14 protein-coding genes are annotated in these 13,909 nt (G+C 67.8%); 6 read left to right on the top strand and 8 right to left on the bottom strand.

Features of this window, described 5'->3' with window-relative positions; translation table 11 throughout:
* Positions 1-67 precede the first annotated feature (67 nt).
* Entirely contained in the window at positions 68-673 is a 606-nt protein-coding gene (locus QMX85_RS05685; protein ID WP_273233925.1) for an HD domain-containing protein, read from the bottom strand.
* Positions 674-866: 193 nt separating this feature from the next.
* Here QMX85_RS05685 and QMX85_RS05680 point away from each other — a divergent pair, with 193 nt between their 5' ends.
* Positions 867-1,562 carry a Crp/Fnr family transcriptional regulator gene (locus tag QMX85_RS05680; RefSeq protein ID WP_282339195.1) on the top strand — a complete coding sequence of 232 codons (696 nt, stop codon included), beginning with the start codon at positions 867-869 and terminating at the stop codon, positions 1,560-1,562.
* Here the strand turns inward: QMX85_RS05680 and QMX85_RS05675 are convergent.
* Positions 1,559-2,251, bottom strand: coding sequence for an RES family NAD+ phosphorylase (locus QMX85_RS05675; RefSeq protein ID WP_282339194.1), 693 nt, complete (start codon positions 2,249-2,251; stop codon positions 1,559-1,561). The genes QMX85_RS05680 and QMX85_RS05675 overlap by 4 nt on opposite strands.
* Entirely contained in the window at positions 2,251-2,661 is a 411-nt protein-coding gene (locus QMX85_RS05670; protein ID WP_282339193.1) for an antitoxin Xre/MbcA/ParS toxin-binding domain-containing protein, read from the bottom strand. Before QMX85_RS05670 ends, QMX85_RS05675 begins: the two co-directional genes overlap by 1 nt.
* 164 nt (positions 2,662-2,825) lie before the next feature.
* Here QMX85_RS05670 and QMX85_RS05665 point away from each other — a divergent pair, with 164 nt between their 5' ends.
* Both QMX85_RS05665 and ybaL read left to right on the top strand, forming a co-directional pair.
* A complete protein-coding gene (locus QMX85_RS05665; protein ID WP_090231474.1) occupies positions 2,826-3,311 on the top strand; it encodes an acyl-CoA thioesterase in 486 nt (161 codons plus the stop codon).
* Positions 3,312-3,466: 155 nt separating this feature from the next.
* The gene (ybaL, locus tag QMX85_RS05660) at positions 3,467-5,137 is read left to right on the top strand and encodes a YbaL family putative K(+) efflux transporter (RefSeq protein WP_282339192.1); all 1,671 of its coding nucleotides are present in this window, start codon (positions 3,467-3,469) and stop codon (positions 5,135-5,137) included.
* A 45-nt stretch (positions 5,138-5,182) separates the two neighbouring features.
* Here ybaL and QMX85_RS05655 read toward each other — a convergent pair whose 3' ends face one another.
* From QMX85_RS05655 to QMX85_RS05640, 4 genes are all read right to left on the bottom strand, one after another.
* Positions 5,183-7,249, bottom strand: a complete 2,067-nt coding sequence (locus QMX85_RS05655; protein WP_282339191.1) for a TonB-dependent copper receptor — start codon at positions 7,247-7,249, stop codon at positions 5,183-5,185.
* An 83-nt stretch (positions 7,250-7,332) separates the two neighbouring features.
* Positions 7,333-7,734, bottom strand: coding sequence for a DUF2946 domain-containing protein (locus tag QMX85_RS05650; RefSeq protein WP_282339190.1), 402 nt, complete (start codon positions 7,732-7,734; stop codon positions 7,333-7,335).
* A 121-nt stretch (positions 7,735-7,855) separates the two neighbouring features.
* Entirely contained in the window at positions 7,856-8,854 is a 999-nt protein-coding gene (locus tag QMX85_RS05645) for a TRAP transporter substrate-binding protein (protein ID WP_282339213.1), read from the bottom strand.
* 192 nt (positions 8,855-9,046) lie between these two features.
* Positions 9,047-9,949 (bottom strand): LysR family transcriptional regulator, encoded by a 903-nt coding sequence (locus tag QMX85_RS05640; RefSeq protein WP_282339189.1) that lies wholly within the window; start codon positions 9,947-9,949, stop codon positions 9,047-9,049.
* A 177-nt stretch (positions 9,950-10,126) separates the two neighbouring features.
* On the opposite strand from QMX85_RS05640, the gene QMX85_RS05635 reads away from it, so the two are divergent.
* From QMX85_RS05635 to QMX85_RS05625, 3 genes are all read left to right on the top strand, one after another.
* Entirely contained in the window at positions 10,127-11,323 is a 1,197-nt protein-coding gene (locus QMX85_RS05635; RefSeq protein ID WP_282339188.1) for a CaiB/BaiF CoA-transferase family protein, read from the top strand.
* Positions 11,324-11,431: 108 nt separating this feature from the next.
* Entirely contained in the window at positions 11,432-12,355 is a 924-nt protein-coding gene (locus QMX85_RS05630; protein ID WP_282339187.1) for a hydroxymethylglutaryl-CoA lyase, read from the top strand.
* A 100-nt stretch (positions 12,356-12,455) separates the two neighbouring features.
* Positions 12,456-12,908, top strand: coding sequence for a DUF3301 domain-containing protein (locus QMX85_RS05625; RefSeq protein ID WP_282339186.1), 453 nt, complete (start codon positions 12,456-12,458; stop codon positions 12,906-12,908).
* A 4-nt stretch (positions 12,909-12,912) separates the two neighbouring features.
* Here QMX85_RS05625 and QMX85_RS05620 read toward each other — a convergent pair whose 3' ends face one another.
* The gene (locus QMX85_RS05620; RefSeq protein WP_282339185.1) at positions 12,913-13,797 is read right to left on the bottom strand and encodes an alpha/beta hydrolase; all 885 of its coding nucleotides are present in this window, start codon (positions 13,795-13,797) and stop codon (positions 12,913-12,915) included.
* Positions 13,798-13,909 lie beyond the last annotated feature (112 nt).

Genomic DNA, 13,909 nt, shown 5'->3' with positions numbered 1-13,909 from the left:
AAGCCAGCCGCCAGGAACGCGGTTTACCCGGGGTAAACGCGCGACCTGGACGTCCCGTCGAACGCTCTCAGGCCGGCTGCTGCGCCGGCATCGCTGCCGGCTCCAGCGCCTTGCCGTAGATGCTGTTGCGTGGCTTGGCCAGCACGCGGCGCAGCATCGGCTCGAACTCGCTCAGCGGCAGGTTGGCGTAGGCCGGGTCGAACGCCGGGCTGTCGTACAGCTCGCAGAACTCGGCGGTGCGCTCGTAGTGCGGGCTGTCGGCGTACTGCTCGCGCAGATCACGGTCCAGGCCCAGGTGATGGAAGAAGTAGTAGCCCTGGAAAATCCCGTGGTGCTGGACCATCCAGTGATCGGCCTCGCTGACGAAGGGCTTGAGGATCGCCGCGGCAATATCCGGGTGGTTGAAGGTCGCCAGCGTATCGCCGATGTCGTGCAGCAACGCGCAGACCACGTATTCCTCGTCGCGTCCGTCGCGCAGCGCCCGCGTGGCGGTCTGCAGCGAGTGGGCGTAACGGTCGATCGGAAAGCCGCCGTAGTCGCCCTCCAGCAGGCGCAGGTGGGCGATGACGCGGTCGGGAAGCCCCTTGGCGAAGCCGACGAATTCGGCGCCGATCAGCTGCCAGTCATCGCGGGTACTGTTCTGGAACGAGGTGAAACCGGCACGGGCACTCATGGCGCTCTCCTTGTTATGGATCGCCGGCGTGGGCCGCTGGCGTCATCGCAGCCTAGAGAAAGCGCGGCCGGCGAACTGCAAGGTTTCTTGCAATTGGCCAGGCTGGCTGGCCACGGCAGCTCCGCCATTCGGCGGGTTGCGGCTCCCGGCGACTCGGGTCACAGTGCCTCGACAACTCCAAGGAAGCACGCGAATGCCCTTCGCTGACGATCTCCTCGCCGCGCGAATGCTCGGCAACCCATGGTTCGCCGCGCTGCCCGCCGACATCCGCGACGAGCTGCTCGCCGCCGGCAAGCCGAAGCGCCTGAACGGCGGCGAGTTCGTGTTTCGCCAGGGCGACGCCGGCAGCACCTTCTACGGGCTGGTGGCGGGCACGCTGAAGGTCTCGACGCTGCGTGCGGACGGCAAGGAAGCGATCCTCGGCCTGCTTGAGCCGGGCAACTGGTTCGGCGAGGCCTCGGCGCTGGATGGCCTGCCGCGCATCCACGACATCACCGCGCAGGGCAACGCCGAACTGCTCTGCATCGAACCGGCGGCGTTCGCCGCGCTGATGCGCCACGGCCGCTTCGCCCATGCCATCGCGGTGCTGCAGGCCGCCCATACGCGACTCGCCTTCAAACTGCTGGAGGACGCCATGCTGCGTTCGACGCGTGCACGCATCGTGCGCCGCCTGGAACAGCTCGCCCACGGCGACGCGACCATGGCCGACAGCGGCCGCGCGGTGGTGCAGGTGACCCAGGACGCGCTGGCGATGATGCTCGGCATCACCCGGCAGACGCTGGCGCTGGAGTTGAAGACGATGGTCGCGGCGGGCGCCATCACCCTCGGCTATGGCCAGGTGCACATCCTCTCGCTGCCGCTTTTGCGCGCACTGGAAGACGACGCCTAGCGACGCAGCTGCGCCAGGTTCAGGCGCACCAGCAGTTTTCCCGGCTCGCGCTCGACCTCGACGCTGCCGGCCGCCGCATCGATGCGGTAGGTCAGGTCGTAGAGTTGCACGGGCGAGGACAGCGGATCGGCGCGGAACGCCGCCAGGCAGTCGCCGCGCCAGCGTGCCGACGGGTAGAGCACACCGGGCAGGCCTTCGTGGGACAGGCGCTTGCCGACCGACTGCGGGTAGCCGTAGTCGTCGCCGAGCAGGTCGGGGAATTCCCCGGTCTTGCCGCGCAAATCGACGAACAGGCCGCTTGCCTGCACCCGCCAGACCTTGCGGTAGCGGGTCACCGGGCCGTCCACGCCCTCGATGTCGCGCAGCATCTGGATCTGGTGGTAGCAGGTCTCGGCCAGCGCGGTGTCTTCGTCCAGTGCGCCGTACCAGACGCGGATGCTGCCGTCGCCGTAGCGGCTGGCGACGATGCCGTCGGCCTCGAACGGATAGCCGATGGCCTCGCTGTAGGCCAGGCCGCGCTCGATCACGCCGGGGCCGACGCGGCGCACGCGCATCTCTGCGGCGTTGGCCAGTTCCTGCGCGCGCGCGTCGTCGACCAGGTCGTCGAACAGGTTGGCGGATACCCGCAACGAGGCGATGTTGCGGTAGGTCGCGGCGGAGAAATCGCAGGTGCTGTCGAGCAAGGCCATCAGCGACCCCGCTGGAAATCGACCAGCCGGGCGATCCGCGCCACCCCGAGCAGGCCGTCGCGGACCATCACCTCCAGCGGCGTGGCGCCTTCGAGCACGCGGTTGCGCCGGTGCACCCAGGAGAAGCGCAGCGCCTCGTCCTCGGGAAACAGCAGGCGCAGCCCCTTGTGGATGCCGAGCAGGTAGCCGACACGGTCCAGGGTGTCGCGGCTGTTGGGCAGCGCCAGTTCGCCGGCACGGTATTTCGGCAGCTGCTTGCGGCTCTTCGGACTCATGCCGAGCAGTTGCATCTGCAGGTCGGTATCCAGGCGCCAGCGCTCGAAGAGCGCCGCGACGATCCGCGCCAGGTCGCGGCGGCTTTCTTCCGAAGCGAATTCGGACGAATCGGAACGCAGGGCGGACATGACCATGGAAGGCACTCATCTCGTAGACATATCTACATTATTTGTCGATATCTCAACAAATGCAAATCGGCGCAGCGTTAATCCCGCCGCCGAGGCAGAAGCCAGGCGACGCCAGGATTGCGCCTCGGCTATGGTTGCGCGAAACCAGCCACGAACAGACGAGGGACGCCATGGAAGCCGGAACCACCCAATTGACGATGACGGTGCTGATGACGCCGGACATGGCCAACTTTTCCGGCAACGTGCACGGCGGCACCCTGCTCAAGTACCTCGACGAAGTCGCCTACGCCTGCGCCAGCCGCTATGCCGGTCGCTACGTGGTGACGCTGTCCGTGGACCAGGTGATCTTCCGCGAGCCGGTGCACGTCGGCGAACTGGTGACCTTCCTCGCCTCAGTCAATTACACCGGGCGCACCTCGATGGAGGTCGGCGTGAAGGTGGTCACCGAGAACATCCGCGAGCGCTCGGTGCGGCATACCAACAGCAGCTTCTTCACCATGGTGGCGATGGACCAGGACGGCAAACCGTCGCCGGTGCCGCCGCTGCAGCCGGAAACCTACGACGAGAAACGGCGTTTCGCCCAGGCCCAGCAGCGCCGCCAGATCCGCCAGGAACTGGAGCAGCGCTACCAGGGGCTGAAGGACAGCTACGAGTAAGATTCCGTTGCAAAATCAAGGACAAACCGGCGCCAACCGGGGTCCTTGAGCGGTTACTCTGAGGAGTGGAAGGCGCGCTTCGCGCGTCTGCCCCCGCTTCGCCCCAGGCCGCTCCGCGGCGCGCGGCGACCGGGTCCCGCGCCAAGGAGAGCCGCATGCCCCATCAAACCCCGCTGATCGCCACCCTCGCCGCCGGGCTGGTGCTGGCGTTCATCTTCGGCGGCCTGGCCAACCGCCTGCGCATCTCGCCGCTGGTGGGCTACCTGCTCGCCGGCGTGGTCGCCGGCCCGTTCACCCCCGGATTCGTCGCTGACCAGGCGCTGTCGCTGGAGATCTCCGAGATCGGCGTGATCCTGCTGATGTTCGGCGTCGGCCTGCACTTCTCGCTGAAAGACCTGATGTCGGTGAAGGGCATCGCGATTCCCGGCGCGCTGGTGCAGGTCGTCCTCGCCACCCTGCTCGGCATGGGCCTGGCCCGGGCGCTGGGCTGGACGCTCGGCGCCGGCCTGGTGTTCGGCCTGGCGCTGTCGGTGGCGAGCACCGTGGTGCTGCTGCGCGCGCTGGAGGAACGCCAGTTGCTCGACACCCAGCGCGGGCGCATCGCCATCGGCTGGCTGATCGTCGAGGACCTGCTGATGGTGCTGGTGCTGGTGCTGCTGCCGGCGGTGTCGGGGCTGCTCGGCGGCAAGCAGGCGAATGCCGACGTCAGCCTGCCGATGGAGCTGCTGCTGACCCTCGGCAAGGTCGCCACCTTCATCGTGCTGATGCTGGTCGGCGGCCGCCGCTTCGTGCCCTGGCTGCTGGGCAAGGTGGCCAGCACCGGCTCGCGCGAGCTGTTCACCCTCGCCGTGTTGAGCATCGCCATGGGCATCGCCTTTGGTTCGGCGGTGCTGTTCGACGTGTCCTTTGCCCTGGGCGCGTTCTTCGCCGGGATGGTCCTCAACGAATCGGAACTCAGCCACGACGCGGCGGAGAAGACCCTGCCGCTGCGCGACGCCTTCGCGGTGCTGTTCTTCGTCTCGGTCGGCATGCTCTTCGACCCGAGCATCCTGATCGCCGAACCGCTGCCGGTACTGGCGACTTTCCTGGTCATCGTCCTCGGCAAGTCGATCGGCGCGCTGCTGATCGTTCGTGCCTTCGGCCACCCGCTGTCCACCGCGCTGACCATCGCCGCCAGCCTGGCGCAGATCGGCGAGTTCAGCTTCATCCTGATCGCCCTCGGCATCGGCCTGGAGCTGTTACCGGCCCAGGGTCGCGACCTGCTGTTGGCCGGCGCGATCCTGTCGATCCTGGTCAACCCGCTGCTGTTCATCGCCATCACCCGCCTCAAACCCTGGCTCGACCGGCGCGAACCCGGCCCGGCACCGGCGCCGGCGGAGGTCGACGCGCCGCCGCCGATCGACGAGCGCGACCACGCCATCCTCATCGGCCACGGCCGCGTCGGCCGGCTGATCAGCGCGCGCCTGCGCGAAACCGGCACGCCGCTGGTGGTGATCGAGGATGACCTGGGCGGCATCGACGGTCTGCGCGAAGCGGGCATCAGTGCGGTGCTTGGCAACGCGGTGAAATCGGGCGTGCTGGAGCAGGCCAACATCGGCTCGGCGCGCTGGCTGCTGGTGGCGATACCCAATGGGTTCGAGGCGGCGAAGATCGTCCAGCACGCGCGCGAGCTGTGCCCGCGGCTGTGCATCATCGCCCGCGCGCATTTCGACGCCGAGGTGGAACACCTCGAACAGAGCGGCGCGGATCTCGTGGTGATGGGCGAGCGGGAAATCGCCCGCAGCATGTTCGAGCGGCTGGAAGAGCGTCGGGTAGCGGCGGTTTGAGCGGAACGCAGGGCGGGCCGCGGCCCGCCCTGCGAACGCCTGCGGTCAGAAGCTGAAGTTCACCTTGGTCCACAGCGTGCGTCCCGGCTCCTGCACCGGCTGCGGATCGTCGGCGGCGTAGCCGAAGCCGGCGTTGCCGGCCAGGTTGAGGTGTTCGGCGTAGGCCTTGTCGAACAGGTTGTCGACGCCGGCGCTGAGCTTGACCTGCTCGCTCAGCCGATAGCTGCCGTTGAGCGAGAAGACGCCGAAGCCGCTGCTGTCGCCGTAGTCCTTACCGACCACGTTGCCCTTGTCCTGCGCCACCCGGCCCTGCTCGGCGACCAGCCGCCAGAGGGCACCGACGCTCCAGTCGTCACGCTCGTAGGTCAGCCCGAGGCGGGATTCCAGCGGCGGCATCTGCGGCAGTGCCTCCCCGTCCGAACTGTTCTTGCCCCAGGAATAGGCCAGCGTCGCGTCGGCCTTCCAGTGCTCGCTCAGGTGATAGGCCGCACCCAGCTCGCCGCCCATGATCCGCGCATCGACGTTGCGCGCCTGCGAGCTGCTGCCCATCATCCCGCCGTTGCGGTACTCGAAGAGGATGTAGTCGCGGACCTGGCCGGCATAGGCCGAGGCCCACGCCTGCAGGTGCTCGCCGGCGTATTGCGCGCCGATGTCGAGCTGGGTGGTCTTTTCCGGGCGGACGCCGTCGAAGGCGTTCGCCGAGCCGGCCGGGCCGGCGTCCGGCGAGTACAGCTCCCAGTAGTCGGGGAAGCGCTGCACGTGGCCCACGCCGGCATACAGCGTCGTCGGCGAGTCGGCGAGGTCCTGCTCGAAGCGCAGGAAGCCGCTTGGCAGGCTGTCGCTGCGCGTGTCGCCGGCGGTGGGGTTGGCCGCCGCGCCCATGCCCGAACCGAGGCTGGAGCGGTAGTCGCGGGCCGAGGCGCGGTCGAGGCGCGCGCCGCCGATCAGCCGGCGGCGCTCGGCGGCGTACCAGGTCAGCTCGCTGAACAGCCCGGCGTTGCGCATGGTCGCGTCGTGGCTCCAGGGCTGGTCGTCGTAGGTGTCGATGCCCGAGGCGCTGCGCTCGCGGTGTTCGCTGACCTGGGCATCGGCCCCGCCGATCAGTTGCCAGTCGGCCCAGCGCCAGGTGGCCGAGACGCGCCCGCCGAGGGTGCGGCGGTCGACGTCGGCCGCCATAGGCCCGGCCATCATGCCGGTCCCTGAGGGCGTGCGCAGGCTGTAGTTGTCCATCACGTGGTCGGCGTAGTTGTAGTACACCCGCGCCTCCAGCTCCTGCAGCACCTCGCCGATGTTGGACTTCTTCAGGCGCAGGGCCAGGCTTTCGCGCTTGAACTGCGCACCGTCCATGCCACGCCCGGCGTAGCGCGCCTCGCCGTCGCCGGCACCGGCGCTGAGCTCGACCAGGGTGTCGGCGTCCGGCGTCCAGCCGAGGGCGACATCGCCGTTCCACTTGTCCCATTTCGACGGCACGTGGTGGCCGTTGCCATCGCGGTAGTCATCGGCGCGGGCCTGGTTGCCGACGACCCGCAGATAGCCTTGCGAGCCGCCCACGGCGCCGTCGACGACCTTGTCGAAGCGCCCGTTGGAGCCCACCAGCACGCTGCCGTCGAGGCGCGCGCCGAGTTCGCCGAAGCGCTCCGGATCGCGCTCGAAAAGCACCGTGCCGGCCGAGGCGCCGGGACCGTAGAGCACGCTCTGCGGGCCCTTGATCACGGTCAGGCTGTCGAAGGTTTCCGGCGAAATGTAGGACGTCGGCGCATCCATCCGGTTGGGGCAGGCGCCGATCATCTGGCCGCCGTTGGTAAGGATGTTCAGCCGCGAGCCGAACATCCCGCGCAGCACCGGATCGCCGTTGCTGCCACCGGCGCGGATCACCGAGAAGCCGGGGATGGTCTTCAAATAATCGGCGCCGTCGCTGGCCGGCACCGGCTGGCGTGGCTGTTTCGGGTCGGTGACGACGGTCAGCGGGGATTCCGGCGCAACCGCCGTGACCACCTGGGTTTCCAATTCGAGCGGGCTCGATTCGTCAGGCGCAGACAACGCGAAAGGCGCGTTTAGCAGCAGCGGGCTGGCGACGAAAACCAGGCGCGCGCGGGTACGTAATGTGGACATGTGCTTTCCATGATCGGGAGACGGATGCCGCTGCGCCGCGCGCGCACAGGCGCGCCGGCGAGGTTAGCGGGTCGGGGGGACGATCAGGAAAACAGCGGTGGCGCGCGGCTGCGTGCGCCGGGGAACACCGCCGAGGCGGCGTGGCCGTCGACGATCCGCGGGGTTGCCAGCGGGGTGATGAACAGACCCGCCGGCGGCAGATCGAAGGGCGCCGCGACCAGGGCCGGGCAACTGAACAACAGGGTGCAGTAGCCGCACTGGGCCCACAGCGCATCGTCGGCGCCGGTGCTGGCGGGATGGGCGTCGGCATGCGCCATGCCCGGCATGTCGTGCATGCCCGGCATCGCGGCCATGTCCATCGACGCCTGCATCCCCGGCATGGCGTGGTGCGCCATCCCCTGCGACAGCAAAGGACCGGCGAACACCAGCAGCATGGCGAAGAGGCCAAGCCAGGCGCTGCTGCGGGTTCGTCGGGAATGGCTCACGTGAGGGTCGGGAGATTGGCCGGAAGGGTCGCCATCCTACCCGGCTACGCCGTCCTGCTGGCTGATTTGAGACAAAACGCCGCGGCCCGGCGAGCGCCGCCGGGCCGCGTATAGCCCGCGATCAGGGCGCCGTGTTGGCCGCCTGAGCGGCCTCGATCAGGTCGACGCCGATGTCGGCCTCGAAGGGCTTCCAGCTCGGCCGCACCGCATCGCGCCACTTCGCCCGCTGCTCCGGAGTGAGCACGATGAACTCGTTCTGCCCGGCATCGACGATCGCCTGGCGGGCCTTGTTGTTGAGCGCTTCGGCCTGCTGGTTAACGGTCACCGTGACCTCGTCGATGATCGTCTCCAGCTGGCTGCGGATGTCCGCCGGCAGGCCGTTCCAGAACTGCGTGTTGGTGATCAGCACGTAGTTACCGATGCCATGGTTGGATTCGACCATGTACTTCTGCACTTCGTAGTACTTCTGGCTGTAGATGTTCGACCAGGGGTTGTCCTGGGCATTCACCACGCCGGTTTGCAGGCCTTGATAGATCTCGGCGAAAGCCATCTTCCGCGGTACCGCGCGCAGTGCGCTGTACTGCGCGGCCTGCAGGTCGGAAGGCTGCACGCGAAACTTCAGGCCGCGGGCATCCTTGGGTTCGAGCAGCGGCTTGTTGGCGGTCAGCTGGCGCATGCCGTTGAGCCAGTAGGCCAGCCCGGTGACGCCCTTGGGCTCCATCGACTTGAGCAGCGCCTTGCCGCGCGGGGAATTCTGGAAGCGCTGCGCGGCCGCCACGTCATCGAACAGGAACATCAGGTCGAACAGCTGCAGCTGCTTGGTGTACTGCTCCAGCTTGGACGGTGCCGGGGCGAGCATCTGCACTTCGTTGAGCAGCAGCGCCTCCATTTCCTTGCCGTCGCCGTAGAGCGAGGAGTTGGCGTAGACCTGCACCGCCACCTTGCCGGCCATGCGCTCTTCCACCAGTTTCTTGAACAGCAGCGCACCCTGGCCCTTGGGCGTGGAGTCGGCGGTGATGTGGGAAAACTTGATGAGGATCGGGTCAGCCTGGGCGCCGAGACAGAGGAACAGTGCCGAAGCGGCGAGCATGCGGCCGGTGCCGCGCAGGAAAGTACGCATCATGGAGGAGCCCCTTAGTTGTAGTTGTCGAGCCGCGGATGAATCTACGACGCGGCGGCAAGCCGCTGAAATTCTTAATTGGCTAAGCGAGCCTTCGGATTTCGCGAAGGCAGCCTTCAATCGGCCGCCGTGAACGCGCGAAAGCGGGATCAGGCTTCGTCGTCCGCGAGGGCTTGGCGCACAAAAAAGCGCCTAGCCGGCCAGCGGATTACCGCCAATCAGGTGTTCGAGCATCTGCCGCGCGGTGACCGAGAGGCTCTCCAGGCTGCGCACGCCGACCTTGAGTTCGCGCTTCGCCCAGGGGTCGATGAGCGGGATCACCGCGACGTCCAGCGCCGGCAGGAGGCTGCGCACCGCTTCGTCGGGCAGAACGCCGACGCCCATGCCGGTCTGGATCATCCGGCTGATCGCCTCGAAGCTGCGCACCTGGATGCGCATCCGCAGCGGCTCGCCGAGCTGGTGCGCGGTGTGCTGCAGCAGGCTGTGCAACGAGGCATCCTGCTGCAGGCCGATAAAGTCGTAGCCGATGGCATCGCGCAGGCTGACCTGGCTGCGCGACGCCAGCGGATGATCGCGCGGGGTGACCAGCGCCAGTTGGTCGCGGCGATAGCCGAACACCTGCAGTTCGTCGGCCTGCACGTGGCCAGCGAAGATGCCGATGTCGGTGAGGCCCTCGCGCACCGCGCGGATGGTTTCGCTGCTGACCCGCTCCTCGAGGTCGATCTTCACCTCCGGGTGCGCGCGGGCGAAGCGGCTCAGGTCCTCGGGAAGGAATTCGATCACCGCCGAGGTGTTGGCATGGATGCGCACGTGGCCTTTGACGCCGAGGCTGAATTCACTGAGGTCGGCGCTCATCTGGCGCAGGTTGTCGAGCAGGGTGCGCGCGTGGTGCAACAGCGCGTGGCCCGCCGGGGTCAGCTCGACGCCCTTCGGCTGTCGGTACAGCAGCGCGCTGCCGAGCTGGCCTTCCAGGTCGCTGATGCGCTTGCTCACCGCGGCCAGGGCCAGGTGCTCGCGTTCGGCGGCGCGTGTCAGGCTGCGCTCGTCGGCGATGCTGACGAAGAGCTTGAGAGTGACGAAATCGATGCGGCGCATGGGGCTCCTGCATTCGTGAATCACGAATTGAAAGGAATGAAATCGAACGTTTGGCGATAAAAATCAGCCGGTCTTCGCGTTTGGCGAAGCATAACTTGGCAATTCATTGATTGTCCGGGGTCAGGCGCTGTTCCATGCTCAGTGCCATACGCAACACATCCTGCGAGGAGAGCAGACATGACCCAGAGCAGCAGCCTGCCGCTGCAGGGCATCAAGGTGGTGGAGATGGGTCAGCTGATCGCCGGCCCCTTCGCCAGCAAGATGCTCGGCGAATTCGGCGCCGACGTGGTGAAGATCGAGCCGCCGGGCGTCGGCGACCCGCTGCGCAAATGGCGCAAGCTCAAGGACGGCACCTCGCTCTGGTGGCACGTGCAATCGCGCAACAAGCGCTCGCTGAGCCTCGACCTGAAAGCCGCCGAAGGCCAGGAGATCGCCCGCCGGCTTATCGCCGAGGCCGACGTGCTGATCGAGAACTTCCGTCCCGGCACTCTCGAGGGCTGGGGCCTGGGCTATCGCGAACTGGCGACGTTGAACCCGAAACTGATCATGCTGCGCATCTCCGGTTACGGGCAGACCGGCCCCTATCGCGACCTGCCCGGCTTCGGCGTGATCGGCGAAGCGATGGGCGGGTTACGCCATCTGTCCGGCTACCCGGGCCAGGCACCGGTGCGCGTCGGTGTCAGCATTGGCGACTCGCTGTCCTCGCTGTATGGCGTGATCGGCGTGCTGCTGGCCTTGCAGGAGCGGGCGCGCAGCGGTCGGGGCCAGGAGATCGACGTGGCGTTGTACGAGTCGGTGTTCGCCATGATGGAAAGCCTGGTGCCCGAGTACGACGCCTTCGGCTATGTCCGCGAACCGGCCGGTAGCGCGCTGCCGGGCATCACCCCGTCCAACTCCTACCCCTGCAACGACGGCCGCTACGTGTTGATCGCTGGTAATGGCGATTCCATCTACAAGCGCCTGATGCGCCTCATCGGCCGTATGGACCTCGCTGACGATCCTGCCCTGGCGCACAACGACGGGCGCAGCCTGCAGGCCGAGCGGATCGACACGGCGATTTCCGAGTGGACCCTGCAACACGGTCGTGACGAGGTGATCGAGGCCCTCAAGGAGGCCCGCGTACCGGCTGGATTCCCCTACACCGCCGCCGACATCGTCGCCGATCCGCACTACCTGGCCCGCGGCATGATCGAGCAGGTGCAGACCAGCGCCGGTCCGCTGAAGGTGCCTGGCGTGCTGCCCAAGCTGAGCCGCACCCCGGGACGAATTGGCGCCGGCGGCCCGCAGCTGGGCGAACACAGCGACGACGTGCTCGCCGGCCTCGGCCTCAGCGACGCGCAGGTCGCCGGCCTGCGTGAGCGCGGGATCATCTGAAGCCAGCCATCGCCGGTAGCCTGGGTTGAACGACGTGATACCCAGGAGATCCGTCCCGGGTGTCGCTGCGCTCGACCCGGGCCACATCCGACCCAACAGGATTGCCCCATGACCCGTCTCTACATCCAGGAAGTCGCTACCCGAGACGGCTTCCAGATCGAAGCCGACTTCATCGCCACCGAGACCAAGATCGCCCTGATCGACGCGCTTTCGCGCACCGGCCTGGCGAAGATCGAGGCGACCTCGTTCACCTCGCCCAAGGCGATTCCCAACCTGCGCGATGCCGAGGAGGTGATGCGCGGCATCACCCGTGTGCCGGGCGTCGAATACACCGTGCTGGTGCCCAACGTGAAGGGCTGCGAGCGCGCCCTGGCCTGCGGGGTGGACGAGATCAACCTGGTAATGTCGGCCAGCGACACCCACGGCCTGGCCAACCTGCGCATGACTCCGGAGCAGTCGCTGGCGCAGTTCGCCGAGATCATCGATGTAAGTCGCGGCAGCGGCGTGTTCATCAACGCTTCGCTGTCGACCACCTTCGGCTGTCCATTCGAGGGCCAGATCGCGGAAGAACGGGTCTACCACCTGATCGAGCGCTTGCTGGAAATCGGCGTGCAAGGCGTGACGCTGTGCGATACCACCGGCATGGCCAACCCGGCGCAGGTCGCGCGGATCTGCCGCGAAACGCTGGCGCGCTGGCCGCAGGTCGGCTTCACCCTGCATGTGCACGACACCCGCGGCATGGGCCTGGCCAACGCGCTGGCGGCGTTCCAGGTCGGCATCCGCCGCTTCGACACCTCCCTCGGCGGGCTCGGTGGCTGCCCCTACGCGCCGGGCGCCACCGGCAATGTCTGCACCGAGGACCTGGTACACATGTTCGCGCAGATGGGCGAGGACACCGGGGTCGATCTCGACGCCCTGCTGGAGGTCGCCACCGGGCTGCCGGCGATCGTCGGCCACACCCTGCCCGGGCAGGTGCTGAAGGCCGGCAAGGCCGACCGCCGCTACCCGAAACCGCGTTCGCTGCAGGGCTGAAGGCGGCGCATGCGGGCCGCGAAAAAAGCCCGGATGCGCCCCGTTGAAAGTCGCCGGGGTTGGGGTAAGCTCCTGTCTCCGCCCCTCGACTGGACCCTCCATGCTGACCCTCGGCAATCTGTTCCTGCTGCTGTTACTGGCTGGCGCCGGCGCCTGGCTCTGGCATGGCCACGGCGTGCGCGAGCGCGCGTTGATCCTGGCGCGCCAGCATTGCGCGAAGGTGCAGGTGGAACTACTCGACGAGAACGTCGCCTTCCGTCGTTTCGGCCTGCTCGCCGACAGCCGCGGGCGCAAGCGCTTCGCGCGGGTCTACGCCTTCGAGTTCACCGTCACCGGCGAGCAGCGCCACGCCGGCACCCTGGTGATGTTCGGCAATCACCTCGGCCGTATCGAGCTGGAAGCGCACCCGCTGCCGAGCGCCGCCGAACCGCCCCCGGCGCCGGTGGTGGAAGTCGCCGCCAGCGTGATTCTGGAAAGCGTGCCGAGCGCCCCAGCGACGCCGCGGCGCACCGACAACGTGGTCCGCATCGACCAGTGGAAGCGCAAGAGCTAGCGGCTCAGAACGACTGCTCCAGCAGGAAGCCGCGCACCAGCACGGCAGTATGCTCGGGGTGTTCCTGCATGAAGCAATGCCCACCGTCGACCGCCTGTTCGCTGAGCGACGGGCTCGCCGCGCACCAGCGCGCCACCGAGGGCGCGATGAAGGCGTAGCTGTCGCGGCCGTGGATCACCCGGGTCGGTGTGCGCACCTGGCGCAGCGTCGGCCACAGGCGCTGCGGCGACGAGGAGAACACCTCGGCTTCGCGGCTCGGCCGGCATTTCAGCTCCACGCCGCCGTCCGCCGCCGGGCGCAGCGCGTGCTCGATGTGGGCGTCGAGCGCCTCCTCGCACCAGCCCTTGAAGATCCCGCGACCCTCGAAATTGGCGCGCACCGCCGGGCGGTCCGGCCAGTGGTTGCGCCGCGCCGCGGCCCGGCGCGCCATCTGGTGCCGGCCGTATTGGCCGAACAGCGCGGCGAAGCGCATCGCCATCAGCATGCGCGGGCTGAAGAGCACCGGGTCGAGCAGCACCGCGCGCTGGAACAGGTCCGGCCGCTCGGCCAGGATCAGGCCGGTGAGCACGCCGCCGAAGCTGTGCCCGAGGGCCAGCCGGGGCACCTCGCCGAACAGCCCGCGGCCGGACTCGAAGCACTGCACGGCGAGTTCGGCGCTGCGGTTCCAGCCGACGAAGGTACCGCCATGGTCGCTTTCGCCGTGGCCCTGGAAATCGCCCAGCCACAGATCGAAATCGTCGCTCAGCCGGCGCAGCAAGGGTTCGTAGGTGCGAGTGCAGAAACCGTTGCCGTGGAGGAAATGCAGCAGCGGTTTGCCGGACGGCTCGCTGTGCCAGCCGCGCAGGGTGAATCCCTCGGCGACGGGTAAAGACCAGGGATGCAAGTGCATGTGGGCGCAATCGTTGTTGTTCGAGGAGCGCAGTGTATCCAGTCGGCGTGGACAAGGGCAGAGCGTGGCGACGGCTCGTGTTAAGGTCTGGCCTGCCTCGATCGCTCGCTCC

The sequence above is a fragment of the Pseudomonas sp. PS02288 genome (genome assembly GCF_029959715.1).
Lineage (GTDB): Bacteria > Pseudomonadota > Gammaproteobacteria > Pseudomonadales > Pseudomonadaceae > Pseudomonas_O > Pseudomonas_O kuykendallii.
The sequence above is the reverse complement of the archived record's forward strand: the minus strand, read 5'-3'. Positions and strand labels throughout refer to the sequence as shown.

Excerpts from the sequence above, each read along its gene's own strand:
- QMX85_RS05670 (WP_282339193.1), bottom strand. The coding sequence starts at position 2,661 with ATGGTCATGTCCGCCCTGCGTTCCGATTCGTCCGAATTCGCTTCGGAA.
- QMX85_RS05640 (WP_282339189.1), bottom strand. The coding sequence starts at position 9,949 with ATGCGCCGCATCGATTTCGTCACTCTCAAGCTCTTCGTCAGCATCGCC.
- QMX85_RS05665 (WP_090231474.1), top strand. The coding sequence starts at position 2,826 with ATGGAAGCCGGAACCACCCAATTGACGATGACGGTGCTGATGACGCCG.
- QMX85_RS05675 (WP_282339194.1), bottom strand. The coding sequence starts at position 2,251 with ATGGCCTTGCTCGACAGCACCTGCGATTTCTCCGCCGCGACCTACCGC.
- QMX85_RS05645 (WP_282339213.1), bottom strand. The coding sequence starts at position 8,854 with ATGCGTACTTTCCTGCGCGGCACCGGCCGCATGCTCGCCGCTTCGGCA.
- QMX85_RS05680 (WP_282339195.1), top strand. The coding sequence starts at position 867 with ATGCCCTTCGCTGACGATCTCCTCGCCGCGCGAATGCTCGGCAACCCA.
- QMX85_RS05655 (WP_282339191.1), bottom strand. The coding sequence starts at position 7,249 with ATGTCCACATTACGTACCCGCGCGCGCCTGGTTTTCGTCGCCAGCCCG.
- QMX85_RS05635 (WP_282339188.1), top strand. The coding sequence starts at position 10,127 with ATGACCCAGAGCAGCAGCCTGCCGCTGCAGGGCATCAAGGTGGTGGAG.
- ybaL (WP_282339192.1), top strand. The coding sequence starts at position 3,467 with ATGCCCCATCAAACCCCGCTGATCGCCACCCTCGCCGCCGGGCTGGTG.
- QMX85_RS05625 (WP_282339186.1), top strand. The coding sequence starts at position 12,456 with ATGCTGACCCTCGGCAATCTGTTCCTGCTGCTGTTACTGGCTGGCGCC.
- QMX85_RS05685 (WP_273233925.1), bottom strand. The coding sequence starts at position 673 with ATGAGTGCCCGTGCCGGTTTCACCTCGTTCCAGAACAGTACCCGCGAT.
- QMX85_RS05620 (WP_282339185.1), bottom strand. The coding sequence starts at position 13,797 with ATGCACTTGCATCCCTGGTCTTTACCCGTCGCCGAGGGATTCACCCTG.
- QMX85_RS05630 (WP_282339187.1), top strand. The coding sequence starts at position 11,432 with ATGACCCGTCTCTACATCCAGGAAGTCGCTACCCGAGACGGCTTCCAG.